Source organism: Kingella negevensis, from assembly GCF_030177895.1.
GTDB lineage: Bacteria > Pseudomonadota > Gammaproteobacteria > Burkholderiales > Neisseriaceae > Kingella_C > Kingella_C negevensis.
The window spans coordinates 453,231-473,295 of sequence record NZ_CP123448.1 but is presented as its reverse complement, the minus strand read 5'-3'; the positions used below and the strand labels follow the sequence as shown (position 1 = coordinate 473,295).

At 42.5% G+C, this 20,065-nt stretch carries 27 protein-coding genes; 9 read left to right on the top strand and 18 right to left on the bottom strand.

From position 1 onward, the window contains the following. Positions 1-10 precede the first annotated feature (10 nt). The 4 genes from QEO93_RS02575 to QEO93_RS02560 form a co-directional block, all read right to left on the bottom strand. Positions 11-295, bottom strand: a complete 285-nt coding sequence (locus tag QEO93_RS02575; protein WP_143452861.1) for a hypothetical protein — start codon at positions 293-295, stop codon at positions 11-13. Between the two features lie 18 nt (positions 296-313). Then, the gene (locus QEO93_RS02570) at positions 314-550 is read right to left on the bottom strand and encodes a major capsid protein (protein WP_284627607.1); all 237 of its coding nucleotides are present in this window, start codon (positions 548-550) and stop codon (positions 314-316) included. Positions 551-740: 190 nt separating this feature from the next. Continuing rightward, positions 741-1,034 (bottom strand): hypothetical protein, encoded by a 294-nt coding sequence (locus QEO93_RS02565; RefSeq protein WP_143445701.1) that lies wholly within the window; start codon positions 1,032-1,034, stop codon positions 741-743. An 87-nt stretch (positions 1,035-1,121) separates the two neighbouring features. Next, positions 1,122-2,063: a rolling circle replication-associated protein gene (locus QEO93_RS02560; RefSeq protein ID WP_284627610.1), complete on the bottom strand. Its 942-nt coding sequence runs from the start codon at positions 2,061-2,063 to the stop codon at positions 1,122-1,124. A gap of 166 nt (positions 2,064-2,229) precedes the next feature. On the opposite strand from QEO93_RS02560, the gene QEO93_RS02555 reads away from it, so the two are divergent. Together QEO93_RS02555 and QEO93_RS02550 are read left to right on the top strand one after the other, a co-directional pair. After that, positions 2,230-2,430, top strand: a complete 201-nt coding sequence (locus QEO93_RS02555; RefSeq protein ID WP_032137666.1) for a hypothetical protein — start codon at positions 2,230-2,232, stop codon at positions 2,428-2,430. A 162-nt stretch (positions 2,431-2,592) separates the two neighbouring features. Continuing rightward, the gene (locus QEO93_RS02550; protein WP_284627609.1) at positions 2,593-2,928 is read left to right on the top strand and encodes a transcriptional regulator; all 336 of its coding nucleotides are present in this window, start codon (positions 2,593-2,595) and stop codon (positions 2,926-2,928) included. Between the two features lie 449 nt (positions 2,929-3,377). Here the strand turns inward: QEO93_RS02550 and QEO93_RS02545 are convergent, their stop codons facing one another. The 7 genes from QEO93_RS02545 to QEO93_RS02515 form a co-directional block, all read right to left on the bottom strand. Continuing rightward, positions 3,378-4,418, bottom strand: a complete 1,041-nt coding sequence (locus tag QEO93_RS02545) for a zonular occludens toxin domain-containing protein (protein WP_085815387.1) — start codon at positions 4,416-4,418, stop codon at positions 3,378-3,380. Beyond that, positions 4,415-4,726 carry a DUF2523 family protein gene (locus QEO93_RS02540; protein ID WP_032137662.1) on the bottom strand — a complete coding sequence of 104 codons (312 nt, stop codon included), beginning with the start codon at positions 4,724-4,726 and terminating at the stop codon, positions 4,415-4,417. Before QEO93_RS02540 ends, QEO93_RS02545 begins: the two co-directional genes overlap by 4 nt. A gap of 4 nt (positions 4,727-4,730) precedes the next feature. Continuing rightward, positions 4,731-6,107 carry a virulence factor TspB C-terminal domain-related protein gene (locus tag QEO93_RS02535; protein WP_085815386.1) on the bottom strand — a complete coding sequence of 459 codons (1,377 nt, stop codon included), beginning with the start codon at positions 6,105-6,107 and terminating at the stop codon, positions 4,731-4,733. 36 nt (positions 6,108-6,143) lie between these two features. Next, positions 6,144-6,428 carry a hypothetical protein gene (locus QEO93_RS02530; protein ID WP_143452861.1) on the bottom strand — a complete coding sequence of 95 codons (285 nt, stop codon included), beginning with the start codon at positions 6,426-6,428 and terminating at the stop codon, positions 6,144-6,146. 18 nt (positions 6,429-6,446) lie between these two features. Continuing rightward, positions 6,447-6,683, bottom strand: coding sequence for a major capsid protein (locus tag QEO93_RS02525; protein ID WP_284627607.1), 237 nt, complete (start codon positions 6,681-6,683; stop codon positions 6,447-6,449). A 190-nt stretch (positions 6,684-6,873) separates the two neighbouring features. After that, the gene (locus tag QEO93_RS02520; RefSeq protein WP_143445739.1) at positions 6,874-7,167 is read right to left on the bottom strand and encodes a hypothetical protein; all 294 of its coding nucleotides are present in this window, start codon (positions 7,165-7,167) and stop codon (positions 6,874-6,876) included. A gap of 70 nt (positions 7,168-7,237) precedes the next feature. Further along, positions 7,238-8,179, bottom strand: coding sequence for a rolling circle replication-associated protein (locus tag QEO93_RS02515; protein ID WP_284627606.1), 942 nt, complete (start codon positions 8,177-8,179; stop codon positions 7,238-7,240). Positions 8,180-8,345: 166 nt separating this feature from the next. On the opposite strand from QEO93_RS02515, the gene QEO93_RS02510 reads away from it, so the two are divergent. Together QEO93_RS02510 and QEO93_RS02505 are read left to right on the top strand one after the other, a co-directional pair. Beyond that, positions 8,346-8,546 carry a hypothetical protein gene (locus tag QEO93_RS02510; protein ID WP_032137666.1) on the top strand — a complete coding sequence of 67 codons (201 nt, stop codon included), beginning with the start codon at positions 8,346-8,348 and terminating at the stop codon, positions 8,544-8,546. Between the two features lie 152 nt (positions 8,547-8,698). Then, the gene (locus tag QEO93_RS02505) at positions 8,699-9,034 is read left to right on the top strand and encodes a hypothetical protein (protein ID WP_089152866.1); all 336 of its coding nucleotides are present in this window, start codon (positions 8,699-8,701) and stop codon (positions 9,032-9,034) included. Positions 9,035-9,175: 141 nt separating this feature from the next. Here QEO93_RS02505 and QEO93_RS02500 read toward each other — a convergent pair whose 3' ends face one another. The 4 genes from QEO93_RS02500 to QEO93_RS02485 form a co-directional block, all read right to left on the bottom strand. Next, the gene (locus QEO93_RS02500) at positions 9,176-9,670 is read right to left on the bottom strand and encodes a DUF2726 domain-containing protein (RefSeq protein WP_032137667.1); all 495 of its coding nucleotides are present in this window, start codon (positions 9,668-9,670) and stop codon (positions 9,176-9,178) included. A 3-nt stretch (positions 9,671-9,673) separates the two neighbouring features. Beyond that, entirely contained in the window at positions 9,674-10,471 is a 798-nt protein-coding gene (locus QEO93_RS02495; RefSeq protein ID WP_032137668.1) for a glycosyltransferase family 2 protein, read from the bottom strand. Positions 10,472-10,648: 177 nt separating this feature from the next. Then, positions 10,649-11,671, bottom strand: coding sequence for a signal peptidase I (lepB, locus tag QEO93_RS02490; RefSeq protein ID WP_032137669.1), 1,023 nt, complete (start codon positions 11,669-11,671; stop codon positions 10,649-10,651). Between the two features lie 167 nt (positions 11,672-11,838). Beyond that, entirely contained in the window at positions 11,839-12,174 is a 336-nt protein-coding gene (locus QEO93_RS02485; RefSeq protein ID WP_032137670.1) for a hypothetical protein, read from the bottom strand. A 270-nt stretch (positions 12,175-12,444) separates the two neighbouring features. On the opposite strand from QEO93_RS02485, the gene QEO93_RS02480 reads away from it, so the two are divergent. Next, complete coding sequence (locus tag QEO93_RS02480) at positions 12,445-12,771, top strand: hypothetical protein (protein ID WP_032137671.1); 327 nt, start codon at positions 12,445-12,447, stop codon at positions 12,769-12,771. A gap of 72 nt (positions 12,772-12,843) precedes the next feature. Here the strand turns inward: QEO93_RS02480 and lepA are convergent, their stop codons facing one another. Both lepA and QEO93_RS02470 read right to left on the bottom strand, forming a co-directional pair. After that, positions 12,844-14,637: a translation elongation factor 4 gene (lepA, locus tag QEO93_RS02475; RefSeq protein WP_032137672.1), complete on the bottom strand. Its 1,794-nt coding sequence runs from the start codon at positions 14,635-14,637 to the stop codon at positions 12,844-12,846. A gap of 376 nt (positions 14,638-15,013) precedes the next feature. After that, the gene (locus QEO93_RS02470) at positions 15,014-15,166 is read right to left on the bottom strand and encodes a hypothetical protein (RefSeq protein WP_483413961.1); all 153 of its coding nucleotides are present in this window, start codon (positions 15,164-15,166) and stop codon (positions 15,014-15,016) included. A 194-nt stretch (positions 15,167-15,360) separates the two neighbouring features. Between QEO93_RS02470 and QEO93_RS02465 the strand changes: the two genes are divergently transcribed. Then, entirely contained in the window at positions 15,361-17,400 is a 2,040-nt protein-coding gene (locus tag QEO93_RS02465) for a TonB-dependent receptor domain-containing protein (protein ID WP_032137673.1), read from the top strand. 111 nt (positions 17,401-17,511) lie between these two features. Further along, entirely contained in the window at positions 17,512-18,525 is a 1,014-nt protein-coding gene (locus QEO93_RS02460; protein ID WP_085815509.1) for a siderophore ABC transporter substrate-binding protein, read from the top strand. A gap of 15 nt (positions 18,526-18,540) precedes the next feature. On the opposite strand, the gene QEO93_RS02455 is transcribed toward QEO93_RS02460, so the two are convergent. Beyond that, complete coding sequence (locus tag QEO93_RS02455; protein WP_157686345.1) at positions 18,541-18,687, bottom strand: hypothetical protein; 147 nt, start codon at positions 18,685-18,687, stop codon at positions 18,541-18,543. 46 nt (positions 18,688-18,733) lie between these two features. Here QEO93_RS02455 and QEO93_RS02450 point away from each other — a divergent pair, with 46 nt between their 5' ends. Both QEO93_RS02450 and QEO93_RS02445 read left to right on the top strand, forming a co-directional pair. Further along, positions 18,734-19,699 carry an ABC transporter permease gene (locus tag QEO93_RS02450; RefSeq protein ID WP_032137675.1) on the top strand — a complete coding sequence of 322 codons (966 nt, stop codon included), beginning with the start codon at positions 18,734-18,736 and terminating at the stop codon, positions 19,697-19,699. Between the two features lie 4 nt (positions 19,700-19,703). Beyond that, positions 19,704-20,060, top strand: coding sequence for a hypothetical protein (locus QEO93_RS02445; protein WP_032137676.1), 357 nt, complete (start codon positions 19,704-19,706; stop codon positions 20,058-20,060). Positions 20,061-20,065 lie beyond the last annotated feature (5 nt).

The following is a 20,065-nucleotide window of genomic DNA, read 5'->3' as shown; positions in this document are numbered from 1 at the left end:
ATCAAACATTTCAATGACCGATAGTAAATAGGCGAGAAACAAATTTTATACAAACCAGCATAACAACCATTGGCAAAAAAAGCAGCGCAAATTCATAACCGTTTTTAAAGTTCTCAGTCTCAGAGCATTGCGGTAAATTTGACGTTAAAACTTGCCCTTGAAATTCCCAACGATGATTCACAAATTTCACTTGCACAATTCCGCTCTCGGTAATTTTTGGCGGAACTTGCGAAAATAAAACATTCTCCGCAAGTTCCCGAGAAGAATAGCAAGTGTTACCGACTTGATAACCCACGCAAAAACTCCCACTATTTTATTTCAGCAAGCGTTTAGCCAAAGAGATGCCGTAAATAACAGCCAAACCAGTCAAGATTGCATAAGCAACCAGTTGAGCATCGGCAAAACCGTCAGTAATCGCTTTAGTTACTTCAGGAGGAATAGCAGCCGACGCGCCTGAAGACACTGCAAGGGCAGCAGTACCAACCGCAGCCAATTTAGCTTTTTGATTACCAGCAACAGCAATCAGTTTTTGTTTTACGTTCATAGTCATAGACCTTTCACAAAAAAATTGAAGATAAAAACCGCACTTTCAGAGGCAAGCGCGACAGCCCATAAAATGCCCAAAATTTTTGCGCGGTTTCCCGCACACGGCGCGGGCTTTCCGCGCGGCAAATTTTTGGCATTTTTTACGGCAAGAGCGCAAAGCGCAGGGGAAAAACGCCTAAAACCCCTAATTTCTACTACTTAGCGGCAGGAACAGAAGCAGGCAAATACCCCATTAAACGGAAATTTGTCTGATTGTTGAAAGTAGAAAACGCAAAATCAAAAGTAGCTGCAACTGGATTACCGCCATTATTTCGAACGAGCGAGTTAATGCCATCGGCATCACGAGCCACGCCGAAAAAACAGTTATATGGCACAAAGCCATTAACAGAAGGGACGAGCAAATGCAAAACACAAAGGTCTAAATGCTTACCTTCTTTACCTTTAGTCAAAGAGTCCGCACCCAAAATAAAACCATTCACTTTAAACACAATCAAAAAATCCTTAAACTTAAACTAAAAAAAACTTAAACTAAAAAATCAAAACATATTCAAATAAAACAAAACACAAAAAAATTATCATAAAGAACTCACTTTACCAGTCAAAAAATCATAAGAAACGCGCTCATACTGCTGTAAACCCATTTCCCAGTAATGGAAAACCAACGGTTCACCGCGTTCAATTCTTTCTTTAAACTTCTGATAATCGTCCCAAATTAAATCCTTTTGTTTGTAGCACCAATTAGAGCCATACAGCGAGCCCATTATCTTGCTGTAATTCGTGCTATTCATTACAGCCAGTTTCTCAAGAGCAGTCTTAAATTTATCGCCCATTCTTGAAAAATCCGTTACACGGCTTAAGCGGAACTTTGCAATATTCGACTTCTCAAGAATATGAAAAGCCAACGCTTTACGCCATTCTTTGGAACTATCCGCATTCCAAGCAAACGAGCCTGAAACTTGTTTCCATAACAACGCCTTCTTGCCTGAAGTAGAACGTACTAACCGAAAACCTTTATCGCGTGGTTGTCTATCAATCATGCCCTTAGTCAGATATTTAGCAAGATAACGCGCAATGCCTTTCTCACTGTAAATAGGAAGGATTTGCGAACCACGTTCCCCGAACCCATATTTAGGCACAGACTCACGAAACAGTTTCCACATAGAGCGCAGATATTTGTTAGCACTCTTGTAATTACGTTGTTTTACTTCATCGTGATTGAACATCACTTGAACACCGTTACGATATTCAAAAAGCACATTCTCAGGAAACGCCACGACAAAATGAAAATGAATGCGACCTGATTTGTGTCGTTCGTAAACCCCGATATAAGAAAGCGTAACTTTCGTTAAGAAATTCGTTCTGAAGCTGTTAAAGCGTTTAGAAGCTTCATACACACATTTAACGTCATCGGAAAAAGTGAGCGTCAGAAACCCACAGTTCTGAATGCCGAAATAACTGATAAACGACTGAATATTCTCAACCAGCGCAAAAGCTGGTTTAGCTGTAGAACTAGCCATAATTAAACCTTGCCTTGTTTAATGTTTCACATGAAACCTATTTACCTAAAAACCTAATTTGCGCAAATGTATCATTTATAATTATTTATGTAAATAAGTAAAAAACTAAAAAGGTAGATTACTTTATACTTATTTACCTAAATCTTTGAAAAAGGAAACAAAAAAAATGGCACGAATTGGGACAACTAGTTACAACATCAAAATAGACAAAAAAATGAAAATAGAACGCTTAGCGATGGAAGCCAGTCTGAAAGTAGGGAGAACAATAAAATGGACAGAACTCATGGACATTCTAGTAACAGAATTCGGTAAAGATGCTCAGCAAATGATAATTCATAGAGAAGCAGAAAAATCAGAAACAAAATAGTATCGATTGAGTTGTTATATCTTAAACAAGGAAAGGGCGGAGCAGCCTACGGCTGCCCACGCCCTCAGATTTGGGCTGCATGGTTAGCATTTGCGAACTACAAAAAAAGACACCTAAGCATTATTATTGCGCATAGCAAAAATAAAACTCAGGTGTCTTTTTATGCAAAACATAAACAACTGGCTAGACACGTTCAAGAAACGTAAAAACTTCAAAAGTGATTATCAACTGGCAAAATATTGGCAAGTTACCACCGCAACAATCTCGCAGTACAGAAAAGAGCGTTTAAGACTACCTGTAGCTAAGTGTCTTGAAATAGCAGAGCTTTGTTATTGCCACCCACTGGAAATCATCTTATCTCTTGAGTATCCACGCGCCAAACCAAGCGAGCAGGAAATCATCAAACAAATTTACTGGGTTGCGACTGTTTGCAATGCAACTGAGCGGATGAATGCGCGTTGTTTCACACGCAAATACTACAAATATAGAAATCGTTAAAATACCAAAATTTTTAGGGAAAGAGCAGGTAAATTTCAATAATTTGTAATATTTGTTAAGTTCCAATAATGAGCATTTATGATGAGTATTTATGAGAAGAAAATCAAGCTACCGAAGCGAACCGCTACGAACGGTTTTTTTTTATTTGTCTATCATTCCAACAAGTTTCCGCTTAGGAATTATGCTACACGAAATCACAAAAAAGTGAGCACAGTCAAGGTTAAAATGAACGCCACAGCGACCTTGACTGTGCTCACTTTTTTGCGATTACGAACGCATAACCCCTAAGCGAAAACTCATTGGACTGATACGACAAATAAAAAAACCGTTCTCCGCTCAGGTAAACAAAAAAAGCCCCGCTTGGGCTGGGTCTTTTTTTGAACCCCACGCTTCAAATCTATTGTCCTGATACAGAGGCAACAGGGGCAGCAGATTGTGCTACTTGCGTGTTATCCATGTTTTTTATAAATTTGGAATATTCCGTTCTCAGCCCAGTAAGCACACATTTCCTTACTTACAAAAACTTTAGTCGCCTGTTCGGTGTAACAATTACAGCTATTTTTGCTTTTAACGCAACCTGCTACTGTTTCCATATTCACAGGTCTTCTTAACCTATCATAGATTGGTTTAGTTTCAGGCAAAGACGGGATACGCGGGACATAGTCAGCAACCGCAACCCCAAGCACCTCCGAAGCATGTCCTTCCGTTCCTCTAGTTCCCCCCTTGAAATCAAGGGCTGAAACAGGCGAGGACGCGGACGGCTCAGTCTTTGGACTGATTGTTGTTTCAGTTGCTGCTATAGCCCCCTTCAGCGTATCAGCCTTATTCTGCCAACCGTTAATAATTCGAAACACCAAAAAGACAAGCACCAGAGCTCCGACTGGCAATAGCTTCAAAACCCAAGGTAGCTTTTTTTTAAACTTCACGTGTTTAGAAGCGGATTTAAAATATTTTTGTGCTTCGGCAGATGGTTTATAAAATTGCTCAATAGACGAAGCGAATGTAGTTACATTTAAATTCTCTTCGCAGTGATACCACTCATAGCGTTTAGTACCAACCGCTTTGCGCTCAAGATGAATGTGCTTATTAACGAGCTGTCTAATATATTTATCCACCATACTAGGATGCTGCGTCATAAGAATGAGAGTAAACCCATCGTGTCGCAATTCTTTTAATGTCTGAATATAAGGCGGAACGGCACGAGCTGAAGAGCGGAGCGGATAAGTGTAATCACATTCATCAATCAATAGTACAGAACCCTCAGGCAAAATTTCATTCAACGGCGCAGACTGTATTTCTTGTTCAGTAATTCTGTGCGCTTTAAATTTCTGTTCATCTAATCCATCGATATGACAGAAGTATAGAGGGCGGTCTATGAGCGTACCATCTTCACTCTCAATTTTAAACAATCCTTCATAATTATTTAAAATCATTTCAACGGCTAAAGAAGTCTTACCCGTACCCATGCCGCCAGTAATTAAATAAATCATTTATCCACTCCGAAAAACGCCATTCTTTGCGTAATCATCAAAGACACCGCAACACCCATGCCACCCAGCATAATTTGAATACCGTCCAAAAAACCGCTTATGCTCAACAAAGCTAATAAGCTATACGGAATATCACTCAATCCTTTCGAAACCCTGGCATTCAGCTCAATCATTAAAACATCAAAACCTTGATACATAACATAACCGAACCCAATAGATGTTAAAGCCTGAATAGCTAATTTGCCGACAGATGAAGTCAAAGCTGTAACAATAGCCGTCGAAATAATCGGAATAAGAGGCAAAGCCATGGTTTTATCTCCTCACAAATTTCAAAACAGAAAACGCAGTCAGAATATAAAAAGTAATAATCACAAAGGGAGAAATACGACTAGCAAACTCACAAAGACCGTCATAAGCTAAAGAGAAATTACCTACCCTCATTTTTACCTCTTCAGGCTTAGGACAACCATATCTGATAGAGCCAGTAAAAAATCCACTCGGACGAATATTAATGACCTTAGACTGAAGAGAAGTTGAAGAAGCAGCAGAGGCACTTTTTAACCCATCATCAGACCATTCAACACAAGAACCAGAATTAGGGTGAGCCTTACAAAAATCAGACATGCTTTCTGTCTTAGGCAATTCCTGAATGCCGTAGTTATTTGTAATATTATTTACTGTAGAATTTGAAGCTGTAGAATGAACACTGCTATTCGTTGAAGCACTAGAATTACTAATATTTGTATTAGTATTTGTGTTAGTTGCAGTATTGTTATTAACATTCGTATTAGAACCAGCATTAGAACCAGCAGATGAGTTAGAACCTGTACCAGCAATGCCTTCAACCCCCGAACCCAAACCGCTTAAATCGGGATTATTACTTGTACCAACACCGCTACACGGCATCCACACGCCATTAATTTTACAAGCCTGATTATTACCACCATTAGCCACGCCAGCAGCCACGCCACCGCCAGTAACATTTACATTCGGCGTTCCGACCGAGACATTAACATTTAATTTCTTTTGCAACTCTTGAAACTCCTTGTCTTTAAGTTCCTTAGCTTTATCTATTCTCTGTCGCAAACGCTCTAACTCATCATTAGCAAGCTTACGTTTATATTCAGAACATTCAGCATGAGCATCAGAACCGTACTGATAAACATTAGCACACCAAACCAAATCTCTTGCCAGACCGTCTTTAATTGATTTAGCTTCTTCATTCATACTATTAAAAATGTGTACCCATTTATCACGCCACGCAATAATTGCAGCCGAAGCAGTAGCATCAACCGAACCGCTACTACCTGAACCGCCATTAGTACCCGAACCATTACCCGTAGATGGCGGAGGTGTAGAACCTCCTGAATTGTTAGAACCGCTCGAATTAGCAGAACCCGAACCAACTGAATTATTAGAGCTATCTGAACTATTAGAACCGCGCATTGCATTTCTAACAGAGTCAACAACCGCACAAGTAAGATTTAAATAACAATCTAGAGAAATATCTGATTTACCACCAGAACCAGAGGAACCTGGAATAATATCTCCAGGAATCACCCCACCACCTATAGGAGCAGGAACAACAGGAACAGGAGGAAGAGGAACAGCAGGAACAAAAGAATAAGCAGGACGGAATAAAAAAAGCGGCATTAAAGCCGCAACAAGAAGTAAATTAGAATAGCGCATTGTGCGACCCCTGAAAAAAAATAGAAATCAAACATTTCAATGACCGATAGTAAATAGGCGAGAAACAAATTTTATACAAACCAGCATAACAACCATTGGCAAAAAAAGCAGCGCAAATTCATAACCGTTTTTAAAGTTCTCAGTCTCAGAGCATTGCGGTAAATTTGACGTTAAAACTTGCCCTTGAAATTCCCAACGATGATTCACAAATTTCACTTGCACAATTCCGCTCTCGGTAATTTTTGGCGGAACTTGCGAAAATAAAACATTCTCCGCAAGTTCCCGAGAAGAATAGCAAGTGTTACCGACTTGATAACCCACGCAAAAACTCCCACTATTTTATTTCAGCAAGCGTTTAGCCAAAGAGATGCCGTAAATAACAGCCAAACCAGTCAAGATTGCATAAGCAACCAGTTGAGCATCGGCAAAACCGTCAGTAATCGCTTTAGTTACTTCAGGAGGAATAGCAGCCGACGCGCCTGAAGACACTGCAAGGGCAGCAGTACCAACCGCAGCCAATTTAGCTTTTTGATTACCAGCAACAGCAATCAGTTTTTGTTTTACGTTCATAGTCATAGACCTTTCACAAAAAAATTGAAGATAAAAACCGCACTTTCAGAGGCAAGCGCGACAGCCCATAAAATGCCCAAAATTTTTGCGCGGTTTCCCGCACACGGCGCGGGCTTTCCGCGCTTCAAATTTTTGGCATTTTTTACGGCAAGAGCGCAAAGCGCAGGGGAAAAACGCCTAAAACCCCTAATTCCTACTACTTAGCGGCAGGAACAGAAGCAGGCAAATACCCCATTAAACGGAAAGTTGTCTGATTGTTGAAAGTAGAAAACGCAAAATCAAAAGTAGCTGAAACCGGATTACCGCCATTATTGCGAACGAGCGAGTTAATGCCATCGGCATCACGAGCCACGCCAAAAAAACCGTTATATGGCACAAAGCCATTCGCAGAAGGGACGAGCAAATGCAAAACACAAAGGTCTAAAGGCTTACCCTCTTTACCTTTAGTCAGAGAGTCCGCCCCCAAAATAAAACCATTCACTTTAAACACAATCAAAAAATCCTTAAACTTAAACTAAAAAATCAAAACATATTCAAATAAAACAAAACACAAAAAATTATCATAAAGAACTCACTTTACCAGTCAAAAAATCATAAGAAACGCGCTCATACTGCTGTAAACCCATTTCCCAGTAATAGAAAACCAACGGTTCACCGCGTTCAATTCTTTCTTTAAACTTCTGATAATCGTCCCAAATCAAATCTTTTTGTTTGTAGCACCAATTAGAGCCATACAGCGAGCCCATTATCTTGCTGTAATTCGTGCTATTCATTACAGCCAGTTTCTCAAGAGCAGTCTTAAATTTATCGCCCATTCTTGAAAAATCCGTTACACGGCTTAAGCGGAACTTTGCAATATTCGACTTCTCAAGAATATGAAAAGCCAACGCTTTACGCCATTCTTTGGAACTATCCGCATTCCAAGCAAACGAGCCTGAAACTTGTTTCCATAACAACGCCTTCTTGCCTGAAGTAGAACGTACTAACCGAAAACCTTTATCGCGTGGTTGTCTATCAATCATGCCCTTAGTCAGATATTTAGCAAGATAACGCGCAATGCCTTTCTCACTGTAAATAGGAAGGATTTGCGAACCACGTTCCCCGAACCCATATTTAGGCACAGACTCACGAAACAGTTTCCACATAGAGCGCAGATATTTGTTAGCACTCTTGTAATTACGTTGTTTTACTTCATCGTGATTGAACATCACTTGAACACCGTTACGATATTCAAAAAGCACATTCTCAGGAAACGCCACGACAAAATGAAAATGAATGCGACCTGATTTGTGTCGTTCGTAAACCCCGATATAAGAAAGCGTAACTTTCGTTAAGAAATTCGTTCTGAAGCTGTTAAAGCGTTTAGAAGCTTCATACACACATTTAACGTCATCGGAAAAAGTGAGCGTCAGAAACCCACAGTTCTGAATGCCGAAATAACTGATAAACGACTGAATATTCTCAACCAGCGCAAAAGCTGGTTTAGCTGTAGAACTAGCCATAATTAAACCTTGCCTTGTTTAATGTTTCACATGAAACCTATTTACCTAAAAACCTAATTTGCGCAAATGTATCATTTATAATTATTTATGTAAATAAGTAAAAAACTAAAAAGGTAGATTACTTTATACTTATTTACCTAAATCTTTGAAAAAGGAAACAAAAAAAATGGCACGAATTGGGACAACTAGTTACAACATCAAAATAGACAAAAAAATGAAAATAGAACGCTTAGCGATGGAAGCCAGTCTGAAAGTAGGGAGAACAATAAAATGGACAGAACTCATGGACATTCTAGTAACAGAATTCGGTAAAGATGCTCAGCAAATGATAATTCATAGAGAAGCAGAAAAATCAGAAACAAAATAGTATCGATTGAGTTGTTATATCTTAAACAAGGAAAGGGCGGAGCAGCCTACGGCTGCCGACGCCCTCAGAATGGTTAGCATTTGCGAACTACAAAAAAAGACACGTAAGCATTATTATTGCGCATAGCAAAAATAAAACTCAGGTGTCTTTTTATGCAAAACATAAACAACTGGCTAGACACGTTCAAGAAACGTAAAAACTTCAAAAGTGATTATCAACTGGCAAAATATTGGCAAGTTACCACCGCCACAATCTCGCAGTACAGAAAAGGGCGTTTAAGGCTGTCTGTAGCTAAGTGTCTTGAAATAGCAGAGCTTTGTTATTGCCACCCACTTGAAATCATCCTATCTCTTGAGTATCCACGCGCCAAACCAAGCGAGCAGGAAATCATCAAACAAATTTACTGGGTTGCGACTGTTTGCAATGCAACGGAGCGGATGAATGCACGTTGTTTCACGCGTAAATACTACAAATATAGAAATCGTTAAAATGTCGAAATTTTTAGGGAAAGAGCAGGTAAATTTCAATAATTTGTAATATTTGTTAAGTTCCAATAATAGCGATTATGTAAAATTATTGAAATACAAAATGCAGCCTGAAAATAGTTTCAAGCTGCATGATTATCATGATTATTCTGCTCGCTTATCAATTCTCCGAATCAATTTTTTAATTTCATTTTCGCTAGGTGTTTCGCCTACTTTCCAGCGAATCATCGCGACACCAGCGGCTTCCGTTGCTTTGTTTTTGCGATTATCCGCTTCTTGGCGTTCGGGCAAATCGTGCGTGCTATCGTCAATTTCTATAGCGGCGATGGGCGTACTGTCTGTGCGGCAAATCACAAAGTCATAACTGAGCCTGCTAACAAGATTAAACCAATAATAAGTTTGCGCGTTACTTGGGACTTCCAACACGCGCGACGCTTGCACTTGCGTGAACACCATGTATTCTGGCAACGCGTCCAACAAGGTGGCATAGACCTCTAATTCTGTTGGTGTCATCAAGGTGCGGCGAAAATATGGCAAGACGACGTTTTTGTCTTCAAATGGGTTGTGTGTTTGTTTGCGGAACTTAATTAGCGGTAAACACAATAAAATCAATATGATACAAAAAATGATTAAATTCATGCGTTAGCGGCTCACAATCAATGGCATGGTGCCTGTTTGTTCTACGTTGAGTATGGTTTTCAGGCTGCGTAATTGGTCTTTGATGTTTTCTGTTACGGCGTTGGCTTGTGCCATGTCTTCGGGGCGTATGTTGGGGTTCGCTTGCCCGAACAGGTGGATATTGAGCAGGCTTTCGGCGTGCATGCCGTCTCGGCAGTAATGTAAAACGGCGGGTTCTTCGGGGGCGAATAATGTGCCGACTATGCTGCTGTGTACGGTGGCGATGCCGAGTGCGCCATCTTCGCCGCCGAATTTTCGGAATAAGCCGTCTTGTGGGAAACCGCCGCATGCGAGAAAGAAGTTTCTGCGGAATACGGTGTTGCCGCCTACGGTCATTTCTAGCACTTGCCATGCGTAATCTAGTTTGGGGTGGTTGGCGTATTTTTGGGGCAAGCCGACGGGTTGTAGGCGCAGGCGGATTAGCCCTAGGTAATCGAAGGCTTGGAATGAGGCTAATGCGGCGGCAAGTGTGTTGTCTTGGTAGGCGTCGTCTGCGTCTAAAAAGGCGATGATGTCTGCCCTACTCTGTAATGCGCCCCAGTTTCTGGCTCGTGCAACGCCGCCGTTATCGGGCAGTCTTTGGGCTTGGATTTTGTGGGGGTATTGTTGGGCGAAGCGTTGGATTTCTTGCCATGTGTTGTCGGTGGAGGCGTCGTCAATGAGCCAGAGGGTGTTGAGTTCGGGTTGTTTCAGGCTGCTTTGTACGGCGCGTTCTAGGGTTTGGGCAGTGTTGTAGCATGGAATGATGATGTCTAGTTTCATGGTGTTTTTTTGTTGATTGCAGCCTGAAAATGTTGAATGTCGGGTTGCCAACCCAACCTACGGGCAGCTGAAGATGTCGGGCATAAATGCGCCGACCTACGGAATTTGTTTTTTAGGCTGAGATATTCTTTGTAAAAATGCAGCCTGAAAACGGTGTATTTTCATGCTGCGTTGGGTTTAGTTAATGCTGTTGCCTATGCGTTTCATGTCGCTGAAATTCATCCATATCATGAATGCTTTGCCAACCATGAGTTTGTCGTCCACAAACCCCCAATAGCGGCTGTCTGCGCTGCTGTCTCGGTTGTCGCCCATGACAAAGTATTTGCCTTCGGGGACGGTGCATTTGAATGCGCTACCGTCTTCTGCGTATTGGCAGTTTTGTTCTAAGCCGCTTTGGAAGCCTTTGGCGGACATGAGATTTTGGTAGCGATTCCATACGGGTGCGCTGACGCTTGGGGCTTCGCTTTCTTTGAGGACGTTGAAGGTTTTGCCTGCAAATTGTGATTGGTAGGTTTGTGCGTCTATGGTGCGTGTGGCGGACTGGTCGTCTAGATATTGGTAGTTGCCTGCGGGTGTATCTATGCTGGTTTGTCCGTTCACAGTGAGGATTTTGTTTTTGTATTCTACGGTGTCGCCACCCACCGCTACGATGCGTTTGATGTAGTTGGTGTTGGGTTCTACTGGGTAGTTGAATACGACTACGTCGCCGCGTTGGACTTTGCCTGTGGGAATGGCGACGGTGTTCAATACGGGGATACGAATGCCGTAGCCGAATTTGTTTACAAGGATAAAGTCGCCTTTCACTAAGCCTGGTCGCATGGAGCTGGACGGAATTTGGAAGGGTTCGGCGATGAAGGTGCGCAAGATGAATACGATGGCGATAATGGGGAAAAAGCCTGCCATGTAGTCGCGGAAGTGGTTGTTGTCTTGTGCGTTTTCAGGCTGCGTTTTTAGGTGGGCTTTGCGCCAAACGCATGTGATGCCTGTGAATACGGTGTAAGTAAGCAATACGGCGGTGAAACTCCATTGTGCGCCTGCGGATAGGATGCCGAACACGCCTATCATGATTAAGAGATAACCCCATTGTACGCCGTTGCCCCATTCGCCTAGTGCGTTGCGTTGTTTGCTGCCTGAAAATAGCATGATTGCGCCTGCAATGGCTGCGGTGATTGTGGCGTAAAGTATTTGGTTTGATTCCACTTGTTTGGTCGTCCTGAACGAGAAATGAAATCGCGTATTTTAGCGGATTTGTGGGTTTCAGGCTGCAAAATTTTAGTTTTTGCGGAATATGGAAAAGGACAGGAATAAATCCTGTCCCTACCAAGATAATAGCGCAGCCTGAAAATGGTTTTCAGGCTGCGTATGGTTTATTTGACGATGACAACTTCGCCGTGGTCGTCGCAATGGTTGCCGTGTTGGTGGTGCAAGCGTCCGTTTACGAGATAATCAACGTGGTCGCCATGTGGGACGGCTTCGTGTCCGCAGTTTGAGCCGTGAACGTGTCCTGCGCATTCGTGTGTTGGGTGGCAACCGTCTGGGTTGCTGGCGGATACGTCTAACACGTGTTCATCGTAATGCCCTGCGTGTGCGTGGTGCAAGTGTCCATCGTGCAGATAATCAACGTGGTCGCCGTGTTGAATGGCGGTGTGTCCGCAGTTTGCGCCGTGTTGGTGGGCGTGGTTTTCGTGGCTTTTGCAAGTCATGATATTTTTCCTTTGTGTTATGGGCATGGGCAATTTGTTTGCGATTGCTTACGCCTGTTGATAATGAAAAATATTTTATGCTTATGCGTTTGTATTTTCAAGTATCTATTTGATTTTTAACAATTTTGATATAATATAACACGGAAATTTGAATGATTTTCGGGCTGCGTAAACCATTGGAAATTATCCAAAATTAACCAAATCTTGCAAATTTCTTACCTTTTGGTTACTATAATTTCGTTTTTCAACCACTTTAATAAAGGTCATACCATGAATAAATTTTTGGCGATGTTAGTTTGCGCTTCTGTATTATCAGCTTGCGGCACTGTTGGCAATGCTGTGATTTCTGATGACAGCCTGAAAGAAAAAGCGGCATTTGCATTGGATACCACTGCGGATAAAGTAACGATTTCTAATCGCAAAGGCGATATTGATTCAGTTAAATTTGTGGCAACGGCTCGCGGTCGTTCACATCAATGCTATATCACTACGGTGGCTGGTGTGCTTTCTTCTGACGCGATTTGCTCGGGTGCTGGTTCTGCAACGGGTTCGACAAATTGTAATGCGCTGTCTAAAGCGGCTGGGCGTTGTAAATAATAAAAAGCGAGATAGGTTTTTAGACTTATCTCGCTTTTGGTTTTTCAGGCAGCCTGAAAATATAATCAGAGACTACTTATCCCCAATCTCCAAAATCGCCAAAAACGCGCTTTGCGGAATTTCCACATTACCCACTTGTTTCATGCGTTTCTTACCAGCCTTTTGTTTTTCCAACAATTTTTTCTTACGCGTAATATCACCGCCATAACATTTCGCCAACACGTTTTTACGCAAGGCTTTCACGTTTTCACGCGCGATGATTTGACCGCCAATCGCTGCCTGAACCGCAATATCAAACATTTGGCGCGGAATCAGTTCACGCATTTTGCTTGCCAATTCACGCCCACGCTGTACCGAAGTTTGACGATGCACAATCAAACTCAAAGCGTCCACTTTATCGCCATTCACCATAATATCCAATTTCACCAAATCAGACGGCTGAAACTCTTTAAATTCATAGTCTAACGACGCATAACCACGCGAAGTAGATTTCAATTTATCAAAGAAATCCATCACCACTTCATTCATCGGCAAATCATAAGTCAGCATCACTTGGCGGCCCAAATACTGCATATTGCGTTGAACGCCGCGTTTTTGATTACACAACGTCATCACATTGCCCACATAATCTTGCGGCACAAGAATCGTCGCCGTGATAATCGGCTCTAAAATCGTATCAATCGTGGCAATATCGGGCAATTTGGACGGATTTTCCACTTCAATTTTTTCGCCATTTTTCAACACGACTTCATAGACCACAGTCGGCGCAGTCGTAATCAAATCCATGTCAAATTCGCGTTCCAAACGCTCTTGCACGATTTCCAAATGCAACAAGCCCAAGAATCCGCAACGGAAACCAAAACCCAACGCTTGCGACACTTCAGGCTCAAATTTCAACGAAGCGTCATTCAGTTGCAATTTTTCCAAGGCATCACGCAAATTCTCGTAGTCGTGGCTTTCCACAGGATACAAACCAGCGAAAACTTGCGATTGCACTTCCTTAAATCCTGCCAACGGCGCGGCGGCTGGATTGTTTGCCAACGTAACCGTATCGCCCACTTTTGCCGAGCCAAGTTCTTTGACACCTGTAATCAGAAAACCCACTTCGCCAGCACTTAATTGTTGTTTTTGAACCGATTTCGGTGTGAATACCCCCAGTTGTTCCACTTGCGTTTCCGCTTTGGTCGCCATAAATTGAACTTTGTCTTTCAATTTAATCGTGCCGGTTTTCACGCGAATCAACATCACCACGCCAACATAATTATCAAACCACGAATCAATAATCACGGCTTGCAATGGCGCGTTTGGGTTGCCTTCGGGGGCAGGGATTTTCGCCACAATTTCCTCCAGCACGTCTTCCACGCCCAAGCCCGATTTGGCGGAACATGTTACCGCGCCCACCGCGTCAATACCGATGATGTCTTCAATTTCTTGCGACACACGGTCGGGGTCGGCGGCTGGCAAATCAATTTTATTCAGCACTGGCACAACTTCCACGCCCAAATCAATCGCCGTGTAGCAGTTCGCCACCGTTTGCGCTTCCACGCCTTGCGATGCGTCCACCACCAACAACGCGCCTTCACACGCCGACAGCGAGCGCGACACTTCATAGGAAAAGTCCACGTGTCCGGGTGTGTCAATTAAGTTTAATTGGTAGATTTCGCCGTTTTTGGCTTTGTAATTTAAGGCAGCCGTTTGCGCTTTAATCGTGATGCCACGTTCTTTTTCAATATCCATAGAATCAAGCACTTGCGTACTCATTTCACGCAAATCCAAACCGCCGCAGTATTGGATAAAGCGGTCTGCTAATGTGGATTTGCCATGGTCAATGTGGGCGATGATGGAAAAGTTACGAATATTTTTCATTGTGTTTACTTAGTTTAAAGAGTTTAAAAATTTTGAATGGCAGCCTGAAAATGTGCTTTCAGGCTGCCTGAATGGGTTTTGAAGCGAGATATTTTATCAGAAAAACAAAATGCTGCCTGAATATAGTGAATTAAATTCAAACCAATACTGCGTTGCCAACGCCTTTATGTACTCAATGTACATGGCAGGCGTTGTTGCCTTGTCTTGATTTGAATTTAATCCACTATGTCGCGCCCTCTTCCGCAGCCTGAAAAGCCGTTTTCAGGCTGCGTTTTGTAAAAAATTTTCAGAAAAAACAGAACCGTCTTTGTGTGAAATTCTGTTAAACTCAGTTTTGTTAAATAACGCAAAGGTGATATATGAAAACAAATATGGCTCAACAAACATTCAAACTCGGCGTGCAAATATTAGAACCTGTGTTGCCCAAATCCTTGCACAAATTCACGCCATACAACAAAGCTTGGGCTTGCGCCAAAGCAGCCTGCACTTGGTTTTCGTGTTTCGCGTGAACCAATTCCACATTTTGCAATTTAGCAGGATTGGCTTCTTTATACGCCCTTTTGCTGACAAGCTATGTTGTGTATCACAAAAAAAGAAATCGTTAAATCAAATTAATTGAAAATAACTTGTATTTAAGTCTAGACAAATATTGTTAAAATAATTTAATATTCGAAACGATAATTCTTATCACTATTTTTATTTACTTTTTTAGATTGGAAAACGATGCAACAGCCTATTTTTAAATTATCTTTAATTTCTTTGGCATTATTTGGCGGTATGGCATACGCTGCCGATGAAACCGCGCAGCCTGCACAAGAATTGCAAACTATTCGAGTAAAAGGTGAGCCTTCTACGCGCCGCATTACCGTGAAAAATATGAACGAAACCACCGACACGCAATTGCGCGATGTGTTGAAAAATGAAGCGTCTGTAAGCATGGGTGCAGGTGCTGGCACTTCGCAATATTTATATATTCGTGGCATGGGTCAAAACTCGGTTGATGTAAAAGTAAACAATGCGTATAGCGATAGCCAAATTCACTACCACCAAGGTCGCCATATGCTTGACCCTGCGTTGGTAAAAATTGTGGCAGTACAAAAAGGTGCAGGTAGTGCATCTGCTGGTATTGGTCAAACCAATGGTGCTATTGTAGCGAAAACGTTAGATGCAGCCGATTTATTGAAAAACAGCAGCAATCCAAATTTTGGCGCGAAAATTAACGCAGGTTACAGCAGCAATGATGGTCATAACTACGGCTTGGCAGTGTTTGGTCAAAGCGGTATGTTTGATTATTTGTTGGCTGGCAATATTATGAAAGAAAATGCCTACAAAGGCGGTAAAGGTTATGTAAGTCCGCTTAATGGCTCAAATAAAGTACCATACAGCGCATTGGATAAAGGCAGTTATTTAGCGAAAATTGGCGCAACTGTTGACAATCATCGTTTTGTATTAAGCCACATGCACGAGCAACACAAAGGTACTCGTTTGGTTCGTGAAGAATTTACATTCTTCCCAAGTGGTTTGACTTTGGCTCGTCAGGCTCCTGCTGAACGCAAAATGAGCGTGGATTTAACCAATTTTGAATGGACTGCAAAAGATTTAGGCTTTGCACAATCTGCCACTGCTAATATTTATCGTTTGGAACATGGTCGCTGGTCAGCAAATGACTCTGGTAATAATTATGCTGGCGGTAATCTCAATGTTGGCTCAACCAAAACCAAAGCAGAAACTATTGGTGCAAATGTGAATTTTGACTCGCAAATTACTGACAAAGTATTGTTGAAATATGGTTTGAATTATCGCAATCAAAAAATCAAACCTAATCAAATCTTTAAAGCTGGCGTGGTTAACCAACAAAAACAAGATGTGGGTGTGTATGCCGAAGCAATTACCGATGTAACAGATAAATTGACTTTGACCACTGGTTTGCGTTACGACCATTTTAGCTTTAAAGACATGAGCGGTAAAAAACGCAATGATGGTGCAATCAACCCAAGTATCAGCGCGATTTATCAAGTTACGCCCGAATTGAGTTTCAATGTCTTGCACAATTACGCAACACGCAGCCCACGCATGCACGATGCGTTGTTGTCACACGGTACGCGTGGTACGATAACGATTGCAAATAATACCAAAGCGGAACGCGCTCAAAATACGGAAATTGGTTTTGCGTATCGTGCGCAAAATTATGGTTTTGAAGGCGCATACTTCTGGCAAAACATTAAAGATGCTTTGGGTACAACCACTGCCCGTAATAATCATAGCGATAAAGACCAAGAAATCATCAATGCAGGTAAAGTTAAAAACAAAGGTTATGAATTATCAGGCTATTATCGTTGGAATAATTTAACAGCACGTTTAGGTGTGGCACATAGCAAACCTAAATTTTATGGCGAAAATTTAGCCGGCAAGCCTGAATATGCCTCTGTAATCGGTCGCACTTGGACAGCAGGTTTATCATACCGTTTTGCTAATCCAAATGTAGAAATCGGTATTCAACACCGCCAAGTTGAAAAAGTAAAAGCATCAGACAATTACTTCTTGGTAAACAATACAGTAAAACCGGCAACGACTGGTAAAGCTGGCTACGGTGTAACCGATATTACGGCAAACTGGAAACCATTCAACAATGACAAAATGAATGTGAATTTTGCAGTCAATAATATTGGTAACAAAAATTACAAACCACACTCACAACGCGACATAAGCACATTACCTGGCGCTGGTCGTGAATTCCGTGTCGGTGTAAACTACACATTCTAAAAAAGTTGCAGGCTGCTTTTTGTTGTTATAAAAAGCAGCCTGCACTTTCCAACGTAATGAATACAGCTTATTCATCTATTTTTTGATTTTTTTATAGGATTCAAAATCAACATGACACATAAAACTATTCTTGCATTATTGGTTGCAGCAGCGTTGAGCGCGTGCGGTGGTCAGCAAACTCAAAATACAGCCAGCAGCGCACCTGCGGCATCGGCATCTGCGCCACAACAAGGTGGCAAACCAGCCGACAAACCGCTTGAACCTCACACCGACATCAAAGGCGAAGTGATTACCGTGAAAACCACACGTGGCGATTTCCCTGTGCCGAAAAATCCAACCAATGTCGCGGTTTATGATTACGGTATGTTGGATACTTTGACTGCGTTGGGCGTGAACGTAGGCGCAACAATCGACAAATCAAACATTGAATATTTGAAACCTGTGGTGGAAAAAGCGGCGCACGTTGGCACGTTGTTCGAGCCGAATTATGAAGCATTGAACGCGTTTCAGCCGCAGTTGATTATTACAGGCAGCCGCGCGAATAAGGCGATTCATGAGCTGAATAAAATCGCGCCTACGATTGAAATGACAGCAGATACAAAAAATCTGTTGGCAAGCAGCAAAGAACGTATTGATGCTTTCGCGCAAATTTTCGATAAACAAGCGGAAGCGGATAAATTGAAAGCGGAAATTGACGCAGCATTTGCAGACGCAAAAGCGGCAGCGCAAGGCAAAGGCAAAGGTTTGGTGTTGATTGTAAACGCCGGTAAATTGTCTGCACAAAGTCCGAATTCTCGCTTGGGCGGTTGGTTGCACCAAGATATTGGCATTCCTGCGGTTGACGCGGACATGAAAGAAGGTTCGCATGGTATGCCTGTGTCGTTTGAGTATGTGAAAGAGAAAAATCCTGATTGGTTGTTTGTGTTAGACCGTGGCGCGGCGATTGGCGAAGAAGGTCAAGCGGCGAAAGATGTGTTGAATAATCCGTTAATTGCCGAAACGACTGCTTGGAAAAAAGGTCAAGTGGTGTATTTGGATAGCGGTACCTATTTGGCGGCTGGCGGTGCGCGTCAGTTGCAAATTGCGGCGAAACAGGCGGCTGATGCGTTTAAGGCGGCTAAGTAGTTTTGCGATAAATTTTCAGGCAGCCTGATAGGTTTCAGGCTGCCTGAAAGCATTGCGTAGGGTGTGCCATGCGCACCATTCTTCAAATGGAATCAATATTTCAGGCAGCCTGCAAGTACACGACAAAATGTAGGCTGGGTTAAAACCCAGCAAAATATTCATAAATTGCTGGGTTTGCGACCCAGCCTACTATTTCACGGAATACCCTATGTCCACAAAATCCCTTTACACCCTATCCATTTTGTTCACGATTGTTTTATTTTTCGCTAGTTTATCCATTGGCGTGGCGAATTTTTCTTGGGCAAATGTGTTTTCAGGCAGCCTGAACGATTCCACGCAAGTGATGTTAATCAGCCGTTTACCGCGTACGTTTGCGATTTTGCTGACGGGTGCGTCTATGGGCGTGGCGGGCATGATTATGCAGATTTTGCTGAAAAATCGCTTTGTTGAGCCGTCTATGGTGGGAGCGAGTCAGAGCGCGATTTTGGGGCTGTTGCTGATGTCGTTGCTGCTGCCGAGCGCGGCTTTATTGACGAAAATGTCGGTGGCGGCGGTGGCAGCGTTGTTGGGTATGTTGTTGTTTATGGCGATGATTCGCAAATTACCGCCGACCGCGCAACTGCTTGTGCCGTTGGTGGGAATTATTTTTGGTGGCGTGATTGAATCGGTTTACACGTTTATCGCCTATGAAACGGATATGTTGCAACTGATTAGCGTGTGGCAGAGTGGCGATTTTTCGGGCGTGTTGTTGGGGCGATATGAATTGCTGTGGCTGACGGGGGCGTTGGCGGTGGTGGCGTATTTGATTGCTGACCAACTGACGATTGTGGGTTTGGGCGAGTCGGTGGCGGTGAATTTGGGGATTAACCGCAATGTGATTTTGTGGGCTGGGCTGGTGATTGTGGCGTTGATTACGTCGTTGGTGGTGGTTACGGTAGGAAATATTCCGTTTATTGGGCTGGTTGTGCCGAATATTGTGAGCCGTTTGTTGGGCGATAAGCTGCGTGCAAGTTTGCCTGCGGTGGCGTTGTTGGGGGCGGTGTTGGTGTTGCTGTGTGATATCGTGGGGCGTGTGATTGTGTTTCCGTTTGAAATTCCTGTGGCGACGGTGTTTGGGGTGTTGGGGACGGTGTTGTTTTTGGGGCTGCTTTTCAGGCAGCCTGAAAGGAAATAATGGTATGTTTAAAATCATTATCCGACACGTTGGCATTACTGCTTTTGGTATTGCAATCGGTTTGTTAAATGAATGGTTACGCAATAATCGTACCCCTGTATTGCGTGAATATGCGGCAATTATCTTCATGACTATTTTTTTTAATTTATATTACTTGCCATCGCATTGGACTGCTAAACGCCAATTTACCGTTATCTTTACAATAATGTTGATTTCTGCCTGTGCCGTGTTTTGGTATTTTAACCCAATAGGCTGGGTGTATTGGTTTTTTGCCCCTGTAATGTGTGCGATGACGTTTGCAGCAGTTTTGACAGCACAATTACAACTTCAAGCGGAACAGCAACGCAAAAAACAAAAATAATTGCA